Source organism: Siphonobacter aquaeclarae (genome assembly GCF_900103285.1).
In the GTDB taxonomy this organism is placed as follows: Bacteria; Bacteroidota; Bacteroidia; order Cytophagales; family Spirosomataceae; genus Siphonobacter; species Siphonobacter aquaeclarae.
The window spans coordinates 83,404-106,578 of the sequence record NZ_FNGS01000011.1; the positions used below are offsets into that span (position 1 = coordinate 83,404).

Sequence of the window (23,175 nt, forward strand, 5' to 3'; positions counted from 1 at the left end):
TTCTCAGGAATGGCCTCACCCTAATGAATACTGCATGACCAAAGGCCCTACATCATTCTTCCATCCGGAAAAGTAAAGTCGATGGTGCCGCGAACACCATCGACTTGAAAATCATCCCCTTTTTCCTTTCGAGCGTGTCCGAAAAACGGATACAGGGAATCTTTTTGCCGAATCGAAAAACCGACAAAACACTCTAAACTATGAAAAAAAATGACGCAGTTTCACAAACTGTTTTAAAAATTATGAGGCTGAGCCTATATCAGGTCTTTTTGTCATGCACGCTGGCGGCAGTTGCACAGGCACACGGGCTGAAAGCTCAGGACGTCCTTTCCCGGAAAGTTTCCGTAGAGGTGACGAGCCTTCCGGCGGAGCAGGCCCTGGAGCGCCTGGAGAAGCTTTCCGACGTAAAGTTCCTGTACAACTATCAGATTTTCGACGATAACGTCAAGACGTCCCTTCACTTTACCAACGAGTCGCTCGCTACTATTCTCGACGCGCTCCTGAAGCCATATCAGGTGAAATACAAGGTGTCGGGAAAGAAGATCATCCTCAAGCGCGATAGCCCGAAGGCGCCGGAGCTGCTGACCGACGCCACGGGCGCGGTGACGCGTTCGGAAGTAGTGCGTCCGCTGTTTATCCTGACCGGGGAAATAGTCGATGAAAAGGGCGTCGGTCTCCCCGGCGTCAATATCCGGCTTAAAAACAGCCCGACAACCGGCACTACCTCCCAAAACGACGGACGTTTCCGCATCACCCTTCCCGATGAACCGGCCGTGCTGGTATTCTCTTCGGTCGGATACGTGACACAGGAACTGGCCGTGAATCCCTCACAGACGACGATCCGGGTTATGCTGTCGTCGGACGTGAAAGCGCTGGGAGAAGTAGTCGTAGTCGGATATGGTACCCAGAAACGCTCCGACCTGACCGGCGCGGTGTCGTCCGTCAGCGCGGATGCGGTGAAGAACCTGCCGGTACGAAGCGTAAACGAAGCATTGCAGGGCCGCGCGGCCGGGGTACAGGTAACCCGGAACGACGGTTCGCCGGGCGCCAGCTCGGATATTGTGATCCGGGGCGTCGGGTCGATCGGGGGTATGTCGCCGCTTTATATCGTCGACGGCATCCGGATGGGCACCGGCAATAACTTCAACCTTCAGGACGTCGAATCCATCGAAATCCTGAAAGACGCCAGCGCCGCCGCCATCTATGGCGCGCAGGCTGCCGGCGGGGTCGTCCTCGTGACTACCAAACGTGGAACCAACCTCGACAAGCTCTCGATCAATTTCAATTCGTACTATGGCGTCCGGCAGCCACGTAACCTGTACAAACTGCTCGACACGCCGAACTACATCAAAGCCAAGCAGGCCTCCGGCGTAAACACGGGCGGCTGGGGCGACCCGAATACCCTGCCCAATACCGACTGGGTGGATCAGGTATACACCAATGGCCGGGAACAGAGCTACTCCCTCTCCCTCTCCGGCGCTACCGCCAAAACGAACTACTACATTTCGGCCAACTACCAGCGCGAAGACGGAACGATCATCGACAACTGGTTTGACCGCATGGGCCTCCGCTCCAACGCCGACTACAAGATCAACAAGCGTCTGAAGATCGGGGAAACCCTCTACGCCTGGAAGACCGGCAATAACCCGGTGCAGACGAGTACCTTCCCCTTCCGGTCGGCCCCGCTGGTGCCGGTATACGATCCGAGCAACCCGTACGGCGGCTGGGCAAAAACGGGGACGTTTTTCGGCGGACCGAACCTCGTGGGCAACGAGTACGTCAACCACGCGAAAAACGAAACGTATGCCCTGGAAGGTAATGTCTATGCCGACTGGGAGATCATCAACGGCCTGAACTTCCGGACAACGTTCGGCGCTTCCGTCTTCAACGTCAAGAACTACAAGTTTACCGAAGCGTATGACTTCGGTACGGTGAAGAATACCATCGCCTTTCTCGGCCGGGATATCAACAACCAGCGGAACCTGACGGCCAACTTCGTACTGACGTACGGGAAGACCATCGGCAAGCATGACTTTAAGGTCATGGCGGGTTATGAAGCGTACCAATCGGACCTCAGCTCCCTCCACGGAGAAGCGCAGGGTTTTCAGGTTGTGACCTATAACCTTGCCATGACCACCAACCCGAGTACCTACAAGGCCAGCGGCGGTGAATTCCCGCAGACGCGCCTGCTCTCCCAGTTCGGGCGGATCAATTATACCTTTGATAACAAGTACCTGTTTACGGCCAACGTCCGCCGTGACGGTTCCGACCGCTTTGGCCCGACGAACAAATGGGGCGTGTTTCCGTCCTTCTCCGTCGGCTGGAAACTCAGCGAGGAAGCCTTCATCCGGGATAACCTGAGCTATGTTTCCAACCTGAAAATCCGCGCCAGCTACGGGAAACTCGGCAGTACGAGCAACATTCCGCAGTATACCTATCAGGCGTCCTACGGCGGTAACGGCGGTACCAATATCCTCGGTTTGCCGGATGGCTCCCGGTCGAAAGGCTATGCCCTCACTGCACAGCTGACCAACCAGAATATCAAGTGGGAGCAGGTCAATCAGGCCGATATCGGGCTTGATCTCGGGCTGTTCAACAACCGCCTGAACTTCACCGCCGACTGGTACAGCCGCCAGACGCAGGACATGATTTACCAGGTCCCGGTGCCGCTGTCGGCCGGGTTCTCAAACTCCAGCGTCTATACCAACATCGGGCAGATGAGTAACAAGGGGCTCGAACTGGCTATTGACTACCGGGGTAAAAAAGGCGACTTCACCTATTCCGTCAGCGCCAACGCCGCCTTCAACCGCAACCTCGTCAAGCAGCTCAGCGGCACCAATAACAACCCGATCAACGACGGCGCCGCCGGAGACTACCTCGAAAGTACCGTCGCCCGTACCCAGGCCGGCCTCCCGATGAGCCAGTTTTACGGATACATCGTGGATGGTCTCTTCAAAAACGACGCGGAAGTCGCCGCGCTGAACAAAACCGCGCAGGAAAAAGCCGGATCTTCTTCCGTCTTCTACCAGGCCGCGGGTACCGGCGCCGGGGATTTGCGCTTCCGGGATACGAACGGCGACGGCCGTATCACGATCGACGACAAAACGTTCATCGGTAATCCCTGGCCGAAGGTCACCTACGGCCTCACGCTGAACCTGGCCTGGAAAGGCATCGAGCTTTCGGCGCTGTTTCAGGGAATTGCCGGGGTGGATGTCTTCAACGGCAACAAATACTATACACAGTTTTTTGTCGGAGACTATAACACGACGAACGACATTTTCAAAACGTCCTTCTTCAATGGCGGCGGGCTGACGGACCGCCCGCGTGTGGGCTTTACCGATGCTTCGGGCAACTATGTCCGGGATCCGAACTCGAACTACACCCGGATTTCAAGCTTCGTCGTCGAAAACGGTTCCTTCCTCAAACTCCGGAACCTGCAGATCGGCTATAACCTGCCGGCCCACCTGATGAAGAGCTGGAAAATGTCCGGTCTCCGGGTATACGTCCAGGGACAAAACCTGATGACCCTCACCGGGTATTCCGGGCTTGATCCGGAAGTACTCGGCCGGAACGGTACCACCGGACGCGGCGTCGATACGATTTACTCGTACCCGCGTACCAGCCTGATTTCCATGGGACTCGACGTAAGCTTCTGATCCAAGAAACCGACATTTACTATGAAACTGATTATCCGACTTTCTCTGTTCCTTGCCCTTCTGACCGGACTGGGATCCTGCAAGGAAGATTTTGTTTCGGTCGACAACCCCGGAGCGCTGTCGCCCGCCAACTATCCCAATTCTGTTACCGACCTCGAACAATTGTTGACAGGTCTGTACGCCACGATGGACGCGCCCGGACTTTTCGGCCACGACATGCTTGGCAAAAACACCTACCTCTGGGATCATACCACCGACCTCAGCTGGCAGGGTACGCCGACGTGGATACAGCTCGCGCAGAATAACTCCCAGCCCAACGACAGCTTCCTCGCCGAAACCTGGCGGGATCTGTACCGGGGCGTGCAGCGCAGCAATACCCTCCTGACGGCGATTGAAGCCTACCGAAAAAAAGCGCCTCAGGATCAGGCAGCTATCGACCTTATCAAAGGGCAGGCGCTCTTTCTGCGGGCGTGGTACTATTTCTACCTCGTGAGCCTGTGGGGCGAAGGGTTTATCGTCAACGGGCAGGGCGGTGACAAGATGGGCGTCGCCCTCATCACCGAAACCTCCAACAGCCTGGATCAGACCCAGGTAGCCCGCGGAACCGTCCGCGAAGGCTGGGACCTGATCCTCAAAGACCTGAAAGGCGCCGAATCCCTCCTGGCGGGCAAAACGTGGACCGCCGCCACCGAAAAACACAAGGTGAGCATCTGGGCCGTGAAAGGCTTTCTCGGGAAAGTGTATGCGTTCACGCAGGACTGGACGAACGCCAAGACGTACCTCGGGGACGTTGTGACCAACAGCGGGAAATCCCTGGTTTCGTTCGACGTATTCAAGACGATGTTCAACGGGAAGAACGAATTCAATTCCGAATCCCTGTTTGAGCTCAACATGAACGTCGACCTGACCGCCCGCGGCAATACAGAGCAGTCCATGGGATCGAGCATCGGGATGGTCATTGCGCCGACGTACGTGGCGGACAACGGCGGGCAGGCGCCTTCTGCCTGGTCGAACGTATTCCCGCATACGAAGAATATTGCCCGTTTCGGGTTCAACGAGGGGCATTATTTCAAGGCCGGTACGACGTCGGCCAACGCCGCCAATGTCGACATGGCCTACGTCACCCGGTCTGTCGCCGCGAAAAAGAACAAGACCGTAGATCCCCGCCTGTGGGTAGGTTGCCTACAGCCGTATGTTGATTCGATGATTGTCAGCGGCCAGAAAAAAGCCATTTCCCACTACCTGGATATCAGCGAACTGGATATGGAAGCGTGGAGCTTCCGGAAGTACGTCAACCTTGACGGAACGGAAGGGGAAGTCAACATGGCCAACGGTTCCAATTTCCTCTGGCTCCGCCTCGCCGATGTATACCTGCTCTACGCCGAAACGCTGACGCATACCGGAGACAACGCCGGCGCGCTGGAGTATGTCAATAAAGTCAAGCGGCGTGCGTACGGGTATCCTGTCGGGACGGCCTCGCCGGTCGACTACAAGAGCCTGAGCGATGCCACGATGGCGACCGACGCCGTCCTCAAAAACGACCCGCTCAAATACGAACGATGGGCCGAGCTATTCGGGGAAGGACACTGGTGGTTTGATGTTTGCCGATGGAAAATCGGGGACAAGGAAGCCGCCTATTACCAGCGGATCCGCGGAGGTACCATTCAGTTTGACGCGACGGACTATGCGCAGCCCATTCCGATCAATGAGCTGACATCCAACGTAAAAATGAAACAAAACCCCGGCTACTAATTCCGCCTGACCGGAGCCGGGCACATACCCGGCTCCGGATTTTCCGACAACCGCTATGTGGAAATCGCTGGTCCTTTTCGGCGGAATGGCCGCCTCCTGCCTGAGCGCGTCGGCTCAGGATTCTTTTCCGGAAACCACACTCGACAACGGGCAGATCAAGGCCCGTTTCTACCTGCCCGATACAGAAAAAGGATACTACCGGGCGGCGCGCTTCGACTGGTCGGGCGTGATCGCTGAACTGACCTGCGGCGGGCATACCTATTTCGGGAAATGGTTTGAAAAGTATGATCCGCACCTGCACGACGCCATCAGCGGGCCGGTGGAAGAATTTACGCCGATTGGCTACGAGACTGCTCAGCCGGGGGAGGCTTTTCTGAAAATCGGAGTAGGTATGCTCCGGAAAAAAGACCAGTCGACCTACCGGTTTTTTGCTCCGTTTGAAAATACCAACGGCGGGACATGGACGACGAAAGTTTACCGGAACCGTATCGTCTTTGTCCACGAACTGTCAGATAGTCAGGGATATGGATACCGGTATGAGAAGACGGTCCGTCTCCGGAAAAACAAACTCATTCTCTCCCACCGGTTGAAAAACACCGGAACGAAGCCCCTGGAGACAACCGTTTACGATCACAATTTCCTGGTATTGGACGGACAAATTACCGGACCCGATACCCGTGTCACGTTTCCGTTCCGACTCGAACCGGAGGCCTCCACCACGCCCCGCGGCCTGGGTACGCTGGCGCAACTGGATGGTAATCAGTGGACCTATCTACGTCCGCTCGTAAAGGGAGAAAGTACCCATTCCTACCTGTCCGGGTTTGGAAAGTCGGCCGCCGACTACCAAATCCGGGCAGAAAACAGGCAGATCGGCGTGGAAATCCGGGGAAACAAGCCCCTGGTGCGCCTCGTTTACTGGTCTATTCCCACTGTATTTTCACCGGAACCCTATATCGCTGTCCGGGCCGACCCCGGCAAAACCGATACCTGGACCATTGAATACACGTTTTTCACCCGTTGAGTACCCGTTAACCTCTGAACCATGAAGTATATCTTTTTACTGGCCGGCGCCTGCGCGCTGAGCCTGATCCGTCCGTCGGGCGGTGCGCCGCCGGGTATGCCGCAGGATGGTGGCACAACCGACTGGCCGGCGTATGGCGGCAATAATGCGGGCAACCGCTACTCCCCCCTTGCAGAAATCCATACCGGTAATGTTTCCCAGCTGAAGCTCGCCTGGAAGTACTTCGCGGCAGAAGGAGAGCGCCCGCTGGAGATTCAGTGTCAGCCGATTATCCTCGACGGCATCCTCTACGGCACAACACCGATGCTGAAACTCTTCGCCGTCAGAGCCGATACCGGCGAGCCGCTCTGGAAGTTCGATCCGTTTGTGAGCAAGCCGCCGAGGTACCATGCCAACCGGGGGCTCATGTACTGGAAAGAAGGTAAACGTATATTTTACACGGCAGGGATGTGGCTGTACTGCATTGACCCGGCGACGGGGCTGCCGAATACCTCATTTGGCGACAACGGAGCGGTAGACCTGCGGATCGGGCTGGAAGACCTGCCGGGCCGGGAAATCAGCCGGCTCGCCGTAGACGCCACCAGTCCCGGCGTGATTTACCGGAATACCCTTGTCATCGGTTCACGCGTCGGGGAGTTTGGCGACGCGGCGCCGGGGTACATCCGCGGCATCGATACCCGCACCGGCAAGCTGAAGTGGGTGTTTCATACCATTCCCCACCCCGGCGAATTCGGCTACGAAACCTGGCCGAAGGACGCCTGGAAGTTCATCGGCGGGGCGAATAACTGGTCAGGAATGGTACTGGACGAGAAACGGGGTATGGTTTACTTCGGGACCGGGTCGCCATCGGTGGATTTTTACGGCGGCGCACGGGCCGGAATCAACCTGTTTTCAGATTGCATCATGGCGCTCGACGCCGAAACAGGAAAGCGAAAGTGGCATTACCAGACTGTACACCATGATTTGTGGGACCGGGACCTCCCCTGTCCGCCCAACCTTACTACGGTTACGCACAAAGGCAAAAAGGTCGATGTTGTCGTCCAGACCACGAAAGACGGCCTCGTTTACGTCCTCAACCGGGATACAGGCGTTTCTCTTTTTCCGGTGGAAGAGCGCGCGGTACCAACAGAGGGCCTTCCCGGAGAAAAACCCTGGCCGAAACAGCGCGTACCGCTGAAACCGGCTCCCTTTTCCCGGCAGGTATTCACCGAGGCGGATATCACCGACCTCTCGCCCGAGGCGCATACCTTTGTCAAAAACCGCTTTGATCAGACCCGGTCCGGCAACAAGTTTATGCCACCGAGCAAAGAAGGCACGCTCGTCCTCGGCCTGGGCGGAGGCGCCGAATGGGGCGGCAACGCCATCGATCCGTCGGGAATCCTGTACCAGAACGCCAACGAAATGGTCTGGGACCTGAAAATGAGTGACTTCAAAGGTCGCGGCGATCAGGCGTCTGCGGGTCGGTCGCTCTACATGAGCAATTGCGCCGTCTGCCACGGAGCCGACCGCAAAGGCAGCGGGCAGGAGTATCCTTCGCTGCTGGCGATCGGCGAAAAACGCACGCGGGACGAACTCCTCACCCTCCTCAAAAGCGGTAAGGGCCGGATGCCGGCTTTCGGTCATCTGACGGAAGACAACCGGAGAGCCATCGTCTCCTTCCTCCTCAACCTGGAGCAAAAACCAGCTGGCGACGCACAGCACTCGACCGCTTCCGCGCCGGCTGCCCCCGCAAAGGGACAGTTTCCCTACATTCCACCGTATATCAACAACGGCTGGACGCGTTTCCACGATCCGCAGGGCTATCCGGCGATCAAGCCGCCCTGGGGTACCCTCAACGCTATCGATCTAAATACCGGCGAATACCTCTGGAAAGTACCTCTCGGCGAGTTTCCGGAACTGACAAAAAAGGGCGTTCCGGTCACCGGAACCGAAAACTACGGCGGCCCGATTGTTACCGCCGGTAACCTGGTTTTCATCGCTGCAACAAAAGACGAACGCTTCCGGGCCTTCGACCGGCGGACGGGGAAAGTAGTCTGGGAATACCAGCTTCCTGCCGGAGGATTCGCCACTCCGGCAACCTACCAGGTCAACGGCAAACAGTACATCGTCCTGGCTGTCGGCGGCGCCAAAAACGGCCATAAGCCCGGCGGCTACTACATGGCCTTTTCCCTGTAAATCAGCTATCTTATCGCACTAAACCTCTGCATACCTATGTCTACTGCTCGTCGCGACACCCTCAAACTACTGGGCCTTGGCGCTGCTGCCGGCCTCCTCGGCAGCACCTCCGCCGAAGCCCGGGACCGTACCACTCCCACCTGGCAGAAAGGCCTGCCTTCCCTCAAAATCAAAAGCGTGAAAGCCATTGCCACGGCGCCGCAGGGGTCCAACCTCATTGTCGTGAAAGTGGAGACGACGGAGCCCGGCCTGTACGGACTGGGTTGTGCGACCTTCACGCAGCGGGCGGCGACGGTAGTGGTCGCCATCAATACTTACCTCAACGAACTGTGCGTCGGCCGGGATGTCGACAACATCGAAGACATGTGGCAGGCCGCCTATGTGAGTTCCTACTGGCGGAACGGCCCCGTTCTCAACAATGCATTGAGCGGGCTCGACCAGGCGCTCTGGGATATCAAGGGCAAACGGGCGAACATGCCTGTCTACCAACTACTTGGCGGAAAAGTACGGTTTGCGATTCCCTGCTATACCCACGCCGGGGCGAATACGCCGGAGGGTACTGCCGAGCACGTCCAGAAGATCATGGAACAGGGCTACAAGTACGTCCGGATTCAGCAGGGCGGGTATGGCGCAGTCGGCTCTACGGCCGATAAACCGGATTTCAAGGAAGCCGGTTTCGGGATGGATTCGGATAACTACATGAACGTCCGGACGTATCTGAAATCAGTACCCAATCTCTTCAATGTAGTCCGAAAGCGTTGCGGAGACGAAGTGGAACTCCTTCACGACATCCACGAGCGGGTGCAGCCGATGGAGGCCATCAACCTCATCAAATCGGTGGAAGAGTACCGGCCGTTCTTCATCGAAGATCCATTTTCTCCGGAAAACATGGGTTGGTTCAAGCAATTACGCGCCTCCACCTCGGTACCCATTGCAATGGGCGAGCTGTTCAACAACATCAACGAATTCCGGGAGCCGATGGCCAACCAGTGGTTTGATTTCATCCGGATTCACGTGTCGCAGATCGGCGGCATCACCCCCGCGATGAAAGTCGCCCGCCTCGGCGAGTTTTTCAATATCCGTACGGCGTGGCACGGACCGGGCGACGTCTCTCCCGTCGGCCACTCCGCCCATGCCCATATCGACCTGGCCGTGTGGAACTTCGGTATTCAGGAGGCGGTATCTTTCAACGAAAAAACACAGGCAGTATTCAGCGGCTGCCCGACCATGAAAAACGGGTATATGTCGGTCAACGAAGCCCCCGGCCTCGGTGTGGATATCGATGAAAAAGAAGCGGCGAAGTACCCGATTTCCACCAAATCAAACTGGCAGGTACGGAAAGTCGACGGTACGCTCATCCGTCCCTGACGCGCCGCCGGCCGGAGGGTGATCTGTATCTCTCCGGCCGGCGATACGGGAAATAGTGGTAGTATTGCCTCTAAAAACCTCTGCTTTTCATGTCATTTCCCACTTCCTCCCGCCGGGGATTTCTCAAAACGGCCGTCGCGACCGGCGTATCGTTTTCTCCGCTGTCGCTGCCGGACGAAACCGCCCACGTTTTCCTCGCCGGACCGTACCTTCAGCCGCCTGCCTCCAACGCCATGACCGTTCGGTGGATCACAGCAAAACCGACGTACTCCTGGGTTGAATTCGGCCCGACCGAAGCACTCGGCCAAAAGGCACAAAGCGTGAAGGCCGGTATCGTCGATGCCAACAACCGCGTGCATGCCATTACGCTTACGGGCCTGGAACCGGGCAAAAAGTACTTCTACCGTATTTTTTCGAAAGAAGTCGTCGAATTCAAACCATACAAAGTGACATATGGAGAAACGATCCAGAGCGATATCCTGTCGTTTATCGTTCGGGAAGCCGCCGGCAAGCAGGTTTCTGCCCTGATTTTCAATGACCTGCATGACCGCCCCGAGTCCATCAGGCATTTGTGCGGACTGGCGGGCGTAAACGACCGTGACTTCGTTTTTCTGAACGGAGACATCTTCGATCACCAGAACAATGAGCAGCAGCTCATCGATCATCTGTTGGCGCCGGCAACGAAGACGTTCGCGTCCCGTACGCCGTTTTTGTATGTCCGGGGAAACCATGAAACCCGGGGCGCCTTCCGTTCCGACTGGGCGGATTATTTCACCTTCCCGGATCAGCGGTTGTACTTTGATTTTACGTGGGGACCGGTACACTTCCTCGTGCTCGATACCGGTGAAGACAAGCCGGATGCCGAGCCGGTATATGCCGGACTCGTCGACTTTGACGCCTACCGTCAGGAGCAGGCCCGCTGGGCCGAGCAGGTAATGCAGAGCAAAGCCTTCAAAAAAGCGGCATTCCGGGTAGTACTGATGCATATTCCGCCGCAGTACTCGGGCGACTGGCACGGCGCTACCCATTGCAAGCAGTTGTTTTCTCCGCTGTTCGACAAATACAAAGTAGACCTCTGCGTCAGCGGACATACCCATAAGTATGGCGTTCACCCGCCGGTAGCCGGGCAGCATCATTACCCGGTCGTGATCGGCGGCGGACCGAAAGACGGCAACCGGACGGTCATCCGGCTTACCGCCGATACCCGAAACCTGCAGCTTTCCATGCTTCGTGACGACGGTTCCGAGGTAGGAAAGTATGCGATCTCCTCCCGCAGTTAACCTATGCAAAAAGTCCTCCCGCGGCGTCGCCTCCTGCTTTTCCGGCTGATTGCGTTGTCGCTCCCGTTTGTGGCGCTTCTGGTTTTGGAAGGAATACTCCGGCTTACCGGCTACGGACACGACCTGTCGCTCTTCATGCCGTCCGGAACCGACTACCTGGTCATGAATCCGCATGCGTCGGAGCGCTACTTCCGGAATCAGCAAAACGCTACCACCGGAAATCAGGAGCCTTTTCTCCGAAAGAAGCCCGAGGGGACTTTCCGGATTTTTGTATTGGGGGAATCGACGACGATCGGGTATCCCTACTTCCACAACGGATCGTTTCACCGGTGGTTGCAATACCGGCTGATGCGGAGCGCGCCGGATACGCCGTTTGAAGTCATCAACGTCTCCCTGACCGCCGTGAATTCGTATACCATGCTGGGTTTCGCACGGGAAGTAGCGGAGCAGGAGCCGGATGCCGTACTCGTTTACGGCGGTCACAATGAGTACTACGGCGCATCGGGCGTAGGTTCGGCTTTTTTCCAGAATCCGGCGCTCAACCGGTTCGTGCTGCGCCTGCGGGATTTTCGCGTGGTACAGTTGATCGAGAATACCGCTTCGCGGCTTACTTCCCGGCCGGCAGACCTCCGCGAAAACCTCATGAAACGCATGGCCGAAGGGCAGCAGATACCCTACGACTCGGAAGCGTATCACGACGGCATCCGTCAGTTTGAGGCGAATATGACCGCTATGTGCCGACTTTTCTCAGAGAAGAAAATTCCGGTTTTCCTGAGTACCCTCGTCAGCAACGAAAAGGACCTGAAGCCGTTTGTCAGCGACCCCGGTCCGGACGGCGCCGACGCCCATTTCGCCGCCGGTACCCGTGCCTGGCAGGCGGGGCATTTCGCCGTTGCCGCGAAGGAATTCCGCCTCGCGCGGGAGCGGGACAAGCTGCGGTTCCGGGCGCCGGAAGCGATGAACGGAATCGTCCGGCGCCTGGTCAGGGACATTCCGGGGGTGACGCTCGTCGATGCCGAAGCGCGTTTCCGGGAAGTATCTCCTCACGGCATCCTGGGCGAAGAAACGCTTCTGGAGCACGTTCACCCGAATTTGTATGGGTATGCGTTGCTGTCGGATGCGTTTTACGAAGGAATGAAACACCTCGTGCATCCAACGCGGACGTTGTCCTTCGCGGAACTCCGGCAGGCGATGCCGATCACTCCGGTGGATTCGCTCAAGGGCGCTTACGAAATCCTGATTCTGAAGGAAGGCTGGCCGTTCAATAGTCCGATGCCGCCGGAGGAAAAACGGCCGAAAACAATGGAAGAAGAGCTTGCCGGCGGCCTGGTGGTCCGGCAGATTACCTGGTCAGATGCCCTGAACCGCCTGGAAGCGGGCTACCTGAAAGCACAGAACCTGCGCGGCGCACGTCAGGTAGCCGAAGCGCTGGCGCTGGACAGTCCGCTGGAAACGACCTACGCTGTTCAGGCCGGCAAGCTCAGTCTGGCACTGGAGGATACGGAGACAGGGCTTTTCTACCTCCGTAAAGCCTTTCATCAGGAAAACAGCCTGGAAACGGCTCAACCTTTGTTCGTAACGCTTCTGAAACTGGACCGGCCTGAGGAAGCCCTGCCCTATCTTAACTATGCTGCGGCCGGTAACCCGACGCTGGCCGAATTGCAGAGCTATGTCACGCCGCTGATCAGTTTGAAAAAGCAGTTGGCCACCGACTCCCTGAATGTACACCTGCTCGACTCCATTGCTCAGCTTTACCTGCGCTTCGCGAATACTACTGCAGCGGAGAAGTATCAGGCAAAAGCGAGAAGGGTTCGTGGTAAATAATGGAATATCAGATAGTCCCTACCATTCTTAATTTTATTGTTTGAAGGCAGGCTCAGCCTACCAACTAAAACGTGCGTAGCAAATGCTACCGTAGTGGAGCTACGCACGGCAGGCAACCGGATTTGGCAGCAGCGCCAACGATACCTCATAACTCACTCACCCACAATACAATAGCTCATCACAAGCATACCTGCCCTTCCAACCGAAAACAAAAAACCGAAAACCGAAAACTGAAAACACGAAAGGGCTCCGCCAACCGACGAAGCCCTCCCACTCAAAACTCTAATCTCCTCTACCTCCCCATGTACCGCTCAAAAAACTCATAAATACGCAGCATACGGTCGATACGCTGGCGTACGTTGCCGGAGCGGCTGAGCTCGTGAGTACCGCCCGGCATGCGGACATATTCTACTTCTTTACCCATGATTTTCATGGACTTGTACATCATTTCCGATTGAATAACACCTGTCCGCAGGTCGTTTTCACCGTGCTTGATGAGCAGTGGTGTGCGGATTTTGTCGACGAACGTATACGGCGATTCGGATTCGAGTACCTTCTCGGTTTTGTCGAGCCAGGGATACTGAAAATACGCCGGAATCAGTCTCCAGGCGTTACCCTCGCCGAGGAAAGTCGTCAGATCATACACCCCGCGCTGGGCGAAAGCCGCCTTGAAGCGGTGATCATGCCCGACAATCCAGGCTGTCAGGTAACCGGCATAGCTGCCGCCGGTAATCACCTGCCGCGAGGTATCTACCCAGGCCTCTTTCGCAGCGTCCGAAGCGGCGGTCAGTACATCAGAAGCCGGACCGGTACCCCAATCCTTCACGTTTGCCCGCTGAAATTCAAGACCGTACCCACCCGACCCGCGCGGGTTGGCATACACGATTCCATACCCCTGCGCGCAGAAATACTGGAATTCATGCCACATACTCAGTTCCCCCGGACCCCACATGGCGGTCGGGCCGCCGTGCATATTCAGCAGCAACGGGTACTTTTTGCCGGCTTCGAGGCCGGTAGGTTTCATGATCCAGTACTCGATTGTCAGGCCTTTCTCGTTTTTGAACGTCCGTTTTTCGGGGTAGCTCAGGCGCTTGCCGGCAACCCATTCGTTGAGCGCGCCAACTTTGGCACCGGCTTTCCAGGCAGTTTGCCAGTCGGCCAGGGTAATTGTCTTCGCCTTTTTCGCAGGTTTGGGCTGAGTCACGACGAAGAGTTCGTTCGGATTTGCTACCTCGGTGCGAACGTACAGTAGCTTATCCGCCGATACATCAAAATCGAGTATGCCGCTTTCCACGTCCGAAATCTGCTCAACAGCCAGCGTGGCTGCGGAAAGCCGGTACAGCGGCTGCCCGCCGTTGGATGCCGCAGTGAAGTACACATAGGCGCCGTCTTTCGACCAGGCAAAATTCGATGGCGCCCGGTCGAACCGTACCACGGCAGGCGTACCTCCGTCCCGGATCAGCACCAGCGACGGGATCGAAACGCCTTCAGATGGGCTGGTTATCAGCAACAGGTACTTTCCGTCCGGCGAGGGTACCGGAGCGAATGCGCGTTCCTGCTCCTTCCGGTAGACGTCGGAGAAGGTACCATCCGGCGCCAGACGAACAATACGGGATACCTGCTCGCGGTCGGGATGCGTATCGGTATTCTGGCCCGTTGAAGCGAGAACTGCTTTGCTGTCGGCTGTCCAGGCAGCGCCGGAAAACGACTTAAAACCGGTTGTCAGTACCGTCGGTTTTGCACCCTCTTTCAGCTCAAGCAGGCACAGGTGGCTGACGGAAATTTCCGGCTGTGTCGTCGCTTCTCCCTGAAAATTCAGGCGATTGATGACCTTTGCTTTTTTATCGGTGACGTCCTGGTTCAGGAACGCGCGGATTTCCTCGAGCGAGCCATCCGGATTCGGTTTGACCTTCGTTCCTTCTTTCAGGAAAGTATTGTCTTTGAATCCGGGCTTTTCGAACGACCACGCCGGGAGTTCTTTTTTGGGATTAAAGAGGCTGTCTTTCAGCAGCTCCTGCAAGCCAAGGCTGACGGAAAAGACAATTTTGGAACCATCCGGTGAAAGCACAGGCGCAGAAATGCCGTATTTCCAGTCGGTCAGGGGTTGGGGTTCGCCGCCGTCGAGCGACAGGCGAAACAGCTGGGATTTTCCCTTGATAACCCGGGTAAAGAGCAGCGTACGGTCATCCTGCCAGATGCCGCGGCTGACGCTCTCCTCACCGCGGGTAAGCTGGCGGGGCGGGTTCTGGAAGTCGGTAAGCCAGAGGTGTGTCCGGTAGACATACTCCCATTTGTTGGCTTCGTCGGGTTCGACAGACTGGACAGCATAAACGGCCTTTTTTCCATCCGGAGAAAAAGTCGGATTCGACGCCGTCCGGATGCGCGTAAGGTCTGTCACAGACACTTTGCCGGTCTGCGCCAGGAGTACGCCGGGAAGAAAGAGAAGTAGAAACAGGAAGCGGTGTTGCATGCGGGAAAGAGGGATGAAGTGATAACCGGTCAAAAATACGCAGCGGCGCGTCTTGTGCCGGTTTTCCTCCGGGAAATCTTCCGCATGGAAACCCTTATAAACTAAAAAACAGCCCCGCAAGACAGAACTGTTTTTTCCCTTAACCAAAACTTTGTAAAATTCATCCCAAAATTAAACAAGGATTGCCTCCCGGAATATCCCACAAACAGGGGGATTTCTTCCAAAAACGGACGTGCTTATCTTTGTTTTTGTGGCATGGTTTCCCCCGCGGATGGTATTCAGATACGTTCTTCTTTTTTTCACCCTGATTTCGTGGAGTAGTCTCGCGCAATCCGGTTCGGTATTTCTGGATCAGTACACGGTCGACGACGGTCTTACCCAGAGCGAAGTGAGCTGCATCCTCAAAGACAGCCGGGGGTATGTCTGGATGGGCACGCAAAACGGCCTGAACCGCTTTGACGGACACCAGTTTACGCATTACCGCCACCAGCCGTTTCAGGCGCGCAGTCTCTCGCACGATTATATCCTTTCACTCTGCGAAGACCGGCAAAAACAACTCTGGGTCGGTACCCGCCAGGGCCTCAACCGGTTCGATCCGGCCACGGGTACTTTCATTCGCTATGGCGGCACAGACAAGTATAGCAAGCTGGTTGTCAACGCCATCTGCCAGGATAAACAGGGCTTTCTCTGGATCGGTACACACAACGGGCTGCTGCGTATTTCGCCCCAGATTACGCCCGACGCCGATTTTCAATATATTTTCCAGTCTGCCAACTACCAGTTGAAGGGCATCGTCGTGCATACCCTTCTTTCCGATCCGGCCGGAACTATCTGGGCCGGTACGAGCCGGGGATTGGTCCGGATTTCGACGCAGGCGCCGGGAAAAATCTCGCTGACGCCGTGGCCATCGGTACCCGGAAATGTCTACTGCCTTGTCCGCGATGCTGCCGGGCAGCTGTGGTTTGGTACTGAAAACGGCGTTTATCTCCTCGACACAGCCGGAAAGATCCGGTTTATGCTGACGACACCCTCGCCTGTTACCGCGCTTCTCGCCAGCCACCGGAAAACGCTGTGGGTATCGGTGCTCAACGAAGGCGTACACCGGTTCGACCTGTCTGCCCCCGGTGAGCTCTACCCTATTTCTTCGTGGACAGAAGAGGCCGACAGCCGCAAAGGCCTCAAGAGTGCCGTGGTTTCCTGTATTTACGAAGGTCCTTCTCCGGACGAAGACGTCGTCTGGATCGGCACCCGCGACGCGGGCGTGCAGGTATTCAGCTATGCCAAAAACAGCTTCAAACGCTGGGAAGGCGAACTCGCAGGTTCGGGGTCGTCGTCCTCCAGGCTGATTTTTTCCCTTTGTACCGACCGGAAAAATCACCTTTGGGTGGGAACCTACGAAGGGTTATTCTGCATTGACCGGCGGACCCGGAAGACCGATCATTTCAAGGAAAATACCGTGGGCGAGCGCGTCGTCGCCCTGCTCGAAGACCACCAGGGTACCCTTTGGGCCGGCAGCGAATCCGGCTTATTCCGGCGGGAAGGTACTGGTTTTCAGCGGGTATCGCTTGGAAGCAGTCACGGGTACATCAGCAAGCTGTATGAAGATCACCTTCATAACCTTTGGATTGGCACCGGCCACGCGTTGTTTCGCCGGGCAATGGACGGTACCCTTACCCGGTACGAATTTGCCTCGAAAGGCCCGGGTATGGCGATCGAAGCCATTGAGGAAGACAAGGACGGCAGTATCTGGGTCGGCACACTCGGAGGTCTCTATAATATTGACAATCAAGGACATATCACTTCTCTCTATACCCGCACCGACGATCCGACCAGTCTGCTGAGCAACGAAATCTACGACATTCACATCGACCGGCTGCGGCAGGTATGGATTGCGAGCAGCAAAGGCCTGAGCCTGCTGCATAAGGAAAACGGGAAGTACCGTTTCGAGCATTTTACGGAAGACCAGGGTCTGTCGAACAACGTTGTATACGGCATCCTGGAAGACAACCAGGGCCGGCTCTGGATGAGTACCAACATGGGTATTTCCCGGTTCGATACCCGCTCCCGTACCTTCCGGAATTACAGCAGCAGTGACGGGCTGTCCGGAAACGAATTCAACTCCGGCGCTTTTCACCGGAGCCGCGACGGGGAGTTTTTCTTCGGGGGGATCGGGACGCTCGTCAGCTTCAAGCCGTTTGAAATGGCGGAAAACCGGTACATGCCGCCGGTCGTTGTAACCTCTTTCCGGAAGTTTGAGCGGTCGTTTCCGATCGATAGTATCCTCACGGCTCAGGGGCGTATTGAGCTGCAGTACAACGAGAACTTCTTTTCCTTTGTCTTCAACGCTCTTGACTATACGAATCCCCAGAAAAACCAGTACGCATACCAGCTGGAAGGGTTTCAGGACGACTGGAACTTCAGCGGTACCCGGCGGTATGTCAGCTTTTCGAATCTGAGTCCGGGGGATTATGTCCTGAAAATCAAGACAGCCAACTCAGAAGGTATCTGGAACAACGACCATATCCTCGAAATTCCGATCCGCATCATTCCTCCGTTCTGGCAGCGCTGGTGGTTTTATGGACTCTGTCTACTGGCAGTCGGAATGATTGCCCGGCTGTTTTATACCTACCGGGTACGAAAACAGGTTGCTCACCTGCTCGAGCTCGAAAAAGTGAAGCTGGCAGAAAACGAACGGGTACGGAAACTCGCTGCACAGGACCTGCACGACGAATTCGGCAATACCATCACCCGGATTTCCATGCTTACGGAAATCATCAAAACCCGGCTGAACGGTAATCCGGAGGATATTCTGCCGCTGCTCACGAAAATCAGCGACAACGCCAACCGGATGTACCAGGGCACGAAAGACTTTATCTGGGCGATCAACCCGGAGCACGATAACCTCTACGAAATCGCAATCCGGCTCAAGGATTTCGGGGACGATGTACTCGACAAAACAGGTATCCGCTTCGAGGTAGTCGGCCTCGATGCCTCGCTCCGCTCGTTTGTACTGCCGATGGGCGCGAGCCGCCACCTCATCTTCCTCTTCAAGGAGGCCATCAGCAATACCCTCAAACATGCCCTGGCTACGACGACGCGGCTGGAGTTTACGGTCGACGGAGACACGGCCCGCGTCAGCTGGACAGACGACGGCAAGGGCTTCGCCAACGGACGCCGGTTTGCCGGAAACGGTCTGCTCAACATGGAAAACCGCGCCCGCAAAATCAACGGAACGGTACAGGTCGACAGTCAGGAAACGAAAGGTACTTCTGTCGTGTTGGACATGAAGATTGCCTCCAAATAGCCGGATATCCGCCGTTTATCTATCTATTTTTCAGTATATCCGACTATTCGTGCAACGTCAGGGGCCGGAATGTTATCTTTAGGTTACTTTTTGCAAAAGCCATGAGCCTTACTCTATCACCTCCTCAATCTATTAAAGTGTGCGTCGTGGAAGACGACTCGGTCATACGCGATGGATTTGCCCTTTTGATCAACGGTACGCACGGCTTCCGGGTCATGAATACCTACCACTGCTGCGAAGACGCGCTCAAAAACCTGGAGCATGACGATCCGGACGTAGTCCTGATGGATATTGAGCTGCCGGGTATGAACGGTATCGAAGGCATCGGCAAAATCAAGAAGCTGAAACCGAAGACCAATATCATCGTCATCACGGTGTATGAAAACGACGACCTCGTTTTCAAGGCTTTGTGTGCGGGCGCCGGCGGGTACCTGACCAAAAACATGCCTCCGCTGCGGCTACTGGAAGCCATTCAGGAAATCCAGGGCGGCGGCGCTCCGATGAGTACCAATGTGGCGAGAATGGTGGTGCAGTCGTTCCAGAAAAACCGGAATTCACCCCTGACCTCCCGGGAAACGGAAGTCCTCGAACTCCTGTCCAAAGGCAAGAGCTATTCCACCATCGCCGATGAGCTGTTTGTGGACAAGGAAACCATCCGTACGCATATCAAGAATATTTACTGGAAACTCGAAGTCCACTCCAAAGCAGAAGCGATTGAGAAGGCTACGAAGGAACGGTTGATCTGAGCAAAGGGCAGAGGGTCGATTTACCCCATGCTCTCTGCCCCATGCCCCCAGCATTTTCGCTGAAAGCTTCTTCCGAAGGGAGGGAGCTTTTGTATTTTTTAGGGTTGACAATTCCCTCTTATGTATATACGTTAAGTCGACTATTCCCGGGTTAACTTTCCAAAAAGGAGGCGCCACTCCCCCATTCTGTCCGCAAAGAGGGAGACAGCGTCCCCCATTCCATTTGCCTTCTATCATTATTCAAACAACTGACAGACAGGATGCTACAAATTATAAGCCTAAAACATAGGCAGAAAATGCCATTTTAAAATCCCCCATACCGAGTTATTCAGGCAGCGCGTTTCACGGAGAATTTTGTGAATTATCACTTTTCCAAGTAAAACACTCTGTCATGAAAAAATCTGTACACGTGATCAGTTGGACGTTCGCGTTCTGGATCGCATTGGGGCAGTGGGTCCTGGCTCAGGACCGCGTCCTGACGGGATCGGTCCGGTCCACGACTGACCAAATGCCCGTTCCCGGAGCCAACGTTGCCGTCAAAGGCAAGAACCGCGGAACCGTTACCGACTCGGACGGCAAGTTCAGCCTTCCTCTTCCCTCCGGCGATATTGTCCTGGTGGTCAGTTCCGTCGGATTCAAACGCCTGGAAATTCCGGTAGGCTCAAAAAGCTCGATCGAGATCCTCCTGGAAGGAGACCAGTCTCTGCTCAGCGAGGTAGTCGTCACCGCCTCGGCCATTGAGCGGGAGAAAAAGACGCTTGGCTATGCTGTCACCAACCTGAAAAACGCCGATTTTACCAAGGCCAGCGAATCGAACATGCTTCGCTCGCTGCAGGGACGGATCGCCGGGGTGCAAATCTCGGGCGCATCCGGTGCAGCCGGCGGCGCGACACGCGTGGTGATCCGGGGTGCGCAGTCGTTCAATGGAAACAACCAGCCGATTTATGTGGTCGACGGGGTGATCATCTCGAACAACAACACCACGACTTCAGCCGGTACCGGTGGCGACCTCAACAACGGCGTCGACATTGCCAACCGTGCAACGGACATCGACCCGAACAACGTCGAGTCGATTTCAGTCCTGAAAGGCCCGGCCGCAGCAGCCCTTTACGGTTCGCAGGCAGCTTCCGGAGCCATCATCATCACGACGAAAAACAACTCGAAAAACGGTCCCCGCTCGCAGATCAGCCTGAACGCTGCCTGGACGTTTGACACGCCGTTGCGCCTGCCGGACTTTCAGAATACCTTCGGAAACGGTTTTGACGGGAAATACGAACCCCAGAACAACGTCAGCTGGGGTCCGAAGATGGATGGCCGTATGGTATCCAACTGGCGGACCGAAGGGCTGGTGGCCAACGGGCTGCAGGCTGAGCAGGATTCAGTCGCCTTCGTTCCTTACAAAAACAACGTCCGGGATTTCTTCCAGACAGGCGTAACGCGGAACCTGTCCCTCTCGATGATGGGCCACAGCGCGACGTCAAACTATTCCATGACGATCTCGAACGTAAACCAGACGTCGATGATTCCGCATACCTCGTATCAGCGGACCTCGCTGAACCTCGGCGCAGGTACCAGCCTGTTTGACAACAAGGTACGTGCGAGCTTCTCTGCCATTTATACCAATTCAGGCGGTGATCGCGGCGTTCAGGGACAAGGCCGTTCGAACATCCTGCAAACGATCTACAATACCCCGCGTAACGTGAGTCTGGTTGACCAGAAAAACTACAACGATCCTTCGGTATGATCTGGACAACTACTACCTGGCCGGTTTCCGGAACAACCCGTACTGGCTGCTGGACAATAACCTGCTGACGGATAATGTCAACCGTATCCTGGGTAATGCGCAGATCACCTATACCCCGCTCTCCTGGCTTACCTTTACCTATCGCGCGGGTGCCGATATCTTCTCCGATTACCGGAAGCAGAAATTTGCCAAGGGTACCATCAGCCTGGTGGACGGTCGCTACGTGGAAGACAATACCTTGTCGAAAAATTTCCTCTCCGACTTCATCGTCACGATCAACCGGGATATTACGCCGGATCTCAACGCGCGCCTTATCCTCGGTCACAACCTGCAGGATAACAATACGTCGCGTTCGGTGGCAGACGGACAGCCCCTCATTGTTCCCAACTTTTATGACCTGAGCAACGTCACGACGACGGTCAATACCCGCGCCGACGCCCATACCCGCCTGTTCGGGGTATACGGGGACCTTCAGTTGTCCTTCCGGGATTACCTCTTCCTGAGCTTTACGGGTCGTAACGACTGGTCTTCCACCCTGCCGACGAAAAACCGTTCCTTCTTCTATCCCGGAACGAGCCTTGGTTTTGTCTTCACCGACGCATTCAAGGGTCTGAAAGACAAGAGCTGGCTGAACTACGGTAAACTGCGTGCGAACATTGCTTCTGTAGGTAAGACTGCTGCGCCGTACTCGCTGCTGCCGGTTTTTACCCGCTCCAGCATCACAGATGGTTTCAATGGCCTGTATCAGTTCCCGCTTAACAGCATACCGGGCTTCGCAGTTGGAAACGTGCGCGGCAATGCAAATCTGCGTCCGGAAATCACAACATCCTGGGAAATCGGAACAGACCTGCAATTCTTCCAGAATCGCCTTGGTCTTGATTTCACCTACTACCACTCTGTCAGCAAAGACCAGATCGTAAACGTCCCGATTTCCAGTACCTCCGGCTTCAATTCCCAAACGCTGAACGCGGGAACGATGCAAAACCAGGGGATCGAAGTCGTGCTGAGCGGAACGCCGCTGAAAACGAAGGGTGGATTCAAATGGGATATCGCCGTGAACTTCACCCGCAACCGGAATAAGGTCACGGAATTGTATAATCCCCTGGCGCCGGTTAACCTCGGCGGTCTCGGAGCGACAGGCCTTCAGGCACGTCTGAACGAGCCCTATGGTACCTTCTTTGGCTCGAAGATGCTGCGTGACCCGAACGGAAACGTGGTAGTAGATCCGTCAACCGGTCGCCCGATGGTCGATCCCGTACAGGCTCCGCTGGGTAATATCCAGCCGGACTTTACCGCTGGTCTTGTCAACAACTTCAGCTACAAGGGCTTCAACCTGAACGTCCTGTTTGACACCCGTCAGGGAGGCAAGTTCTACTCGCAGACGCGCGTAGCAGGCCGTTTCTCCGGTATTCTGGAAGAAACGACCTACAACGATCGCCAGCCGTTTCTCTATCCGAACTCGGTGCTGAAGCAGGCGGACGGCAGCTTTATCCCGAATACCACGGTGAAGACGGACGGCGGATTCAACTACTGGTCGACGATCTCGAATATCTCCGAAAACTCCCTCTTTGATGCGTCTTACATCAAGCTCCGGGAAATCAGCCTTTCCTATTCCCTTCCGCGCACGTGGATCAGCAAGGCACGCCTGACCAATGTACAGCTTTCGCTCATCGGCCGGAACCTGGCATTGTGGACGCCCAAGTCCCAGCAAACGGTGGATCCGGAAGTCAGCTCCTTCGGTACCGGCAACGCCCAGGGATATGAATTCCTGGCTTATCCGTCGCCTCGCAGCTACGGTTTCAGCGTGAAAGTAATTCTGTAAACAGGCATTTTCG

12 protein-coding genes are annotated in these 23,175 nt (G+C 55.9%); 11 read left to right on the forward strand and 1 reads right to left on the reverse strand.

The annotated features are described in order from the left end of the window. The first annotated feature begins 242 nt into the window (after positions 1 to 242). From BLR09_RS23295 to BLR09_RS23325, 7 genes are all read left to right on the forward strand, one after another. Positions 243 to 3,656 carry a TonB-dependent receptor gene (locus BLR09_RS23295; RefSeq protein ID WP_245690006.1) on the forward strand — a complete coding sequence of 1,138 codons (3,414 nt, stop codon included), beginning with the start codon at positions 243 to 245 and terminating at the stop codon, positions 3,654 to 3,656. 21 nt (positions 3,657 to 3,677) lie between these two features. Beyond that, complete coding sequence (locus tag BLR09_RS23300; protein WP_093208359.1) at positions 3,678 to 5,408, forward strand: RagB/SusD family nutrient uptake outer membrane protein; 1,731 nt, start codon at positions 3,678 to 3,680, stop codon at positions 5,406 to 5,408. A 55-nt stretch (positions 5,409 to 5,463) separates the two neighbouring features. Next, positions 5,464 to 6,429 carry a hypothetical protein gene (locus BLR09_RS23305; RefSeq protein WP_093208362.1) on the forward strand — a complete coding sequence of 322 codons (966 nt, stop codon included), beginning with the start codon at positions 5,464 to 5,466 and terminating at the stop codon, positions 6,427 to 6,429. Between the two features lie 21 nt (positions 6,430 to 6,450). Continuing rightward, on the forward strand, positions 6,451 to 8,604 hold the full coding sequence (locus tag BLR09_RS23310; protein WP_093208364.1) for a c-type cytochrome: 2,154 nt from the start codon (positions 6,451 to 6,453) through the stop codon (positions 8,602 to 8,604). Positions 8,605 to 8,640: 36 nt separating this feature from the next. Then, positions 8,641 to 9,972, forward strand: a complete 1,332-nt coding sequence (locus BLR09_RS23315) for an enolase C-terminal domain-like protein (protein WP_093208367.1) — start codon at positions 8,641 to 8,643, stop codon at positions 9,970 to 9,972. Between the two features lie 89 nt (positions 9,973 to 10,061). Then, positions 10,062 to 11,252 carry a purple acid phosphatase family protein gene (locus tag BLR09_RS23320; protein ID WP_093208369.1) on the forward strand — a complete coding sequence of 397 codons (1,191 nt, stop codon included), beginning with the start codon at positions 10,062 to 10,064 and terminating at the stop codon, positions 11,250 to 11,252. A gap of 3 nt (positions 11,253 to 11,255) precedes the next feature. Further along, the gene (locus BLR09_RS23325; RefSeq protein WP_093208371.1) at positions 11,256 to 13,076 is read left to right on the forward strand and encodes an SGNH/GDSL hydrolase family protein; all 1,821 of its coding nucleotides are present in this window, start codon (positions 11,256 to 11,258) and stop codon (positions 13,074 to 13,076) included. Between the two features lie 292 nt (positions 13,077 to 13,368). Here BLR09_RS23325 and BLR09_RS23330 read toward each other — a convergent pair whose 3' ends face one another. Then, complete coding sequence (locus BLR09_RS23330; protein ID WP_093208657.1) at positions 13,369 to 15,546, reverse strand: S9 family peptidase; 2,178 nt, start codon at positions 15,544 to 15,546, stop codon at positions 13,369 to 13,371. A 271-nt stretch (positions 15,547 to 15,817) separates the two neighbouring features. On the opposite strand from BLR09_RS23330, the gene BLR09_RS23335 reads away from it, so the two are divergent. The 4 genes from BLR09_RS23335 to BLR09_RS23350 all read left to right on the forward strand — a co-directional run bounded on the left by BLR09_RS23335 (position 15,818) and on the right by BLR09_RS23350 (position 23,162). Further along, complete coding sequence (locus BLR09_RS23335; protein ID WP_093208374.1) at positions 15,818 to 18,850, forward strand: sensor histidine kinase; 3,033 nt, start codon at positions 15,818 to 15,820, stop codon at positions 18,848 to 18,850. 101 nt (positions 18,851 to 18,951) lie between these two features. Then, positions 18,952 to 19,596: a response regulator gene (locus tag BLR09_RS23340; RefSeq protein WP_093208376.1), complete on the forward strand. Its 645-nt coding sequence runs from the start codon at positions 18,952 to 18,954 to the stop codon at positions 19,594 to 19,596. A 391-nt stretch (positions 19,597 to 19,987) separates the two neighbouring features. Beyond that, positions 19,988 to 21,340 (forward strand): carboxypeptidase-like regulatory domain-containing protein, encoded by a 1,353-nt coding sequence (locus BLR09_RS23345; protein ID WP_093208379.1) that lies wholly within the window; start codon positions 19,988 to 19,990, stop codon positions 21,338 to 21,340. Next, complete coding sequence (locus BLR09_RS23350; RefSeq protein ID WP_093208382.1) at positions 21,306 to 23,162, forward strand: TonB-dependent receptor domain-containing protein; 1,857 nt, start codon at positions 21,306 to 21,308, stop codon at positions 23,160 to 23,162. The genes BLR09_RS23345 and BLR09_RS23350 overlap by 35 nt, the downstream gene beginning before the upstream one ends. Positions 23,163 to 23,175 lie beyond the last annotated feature (13 nt).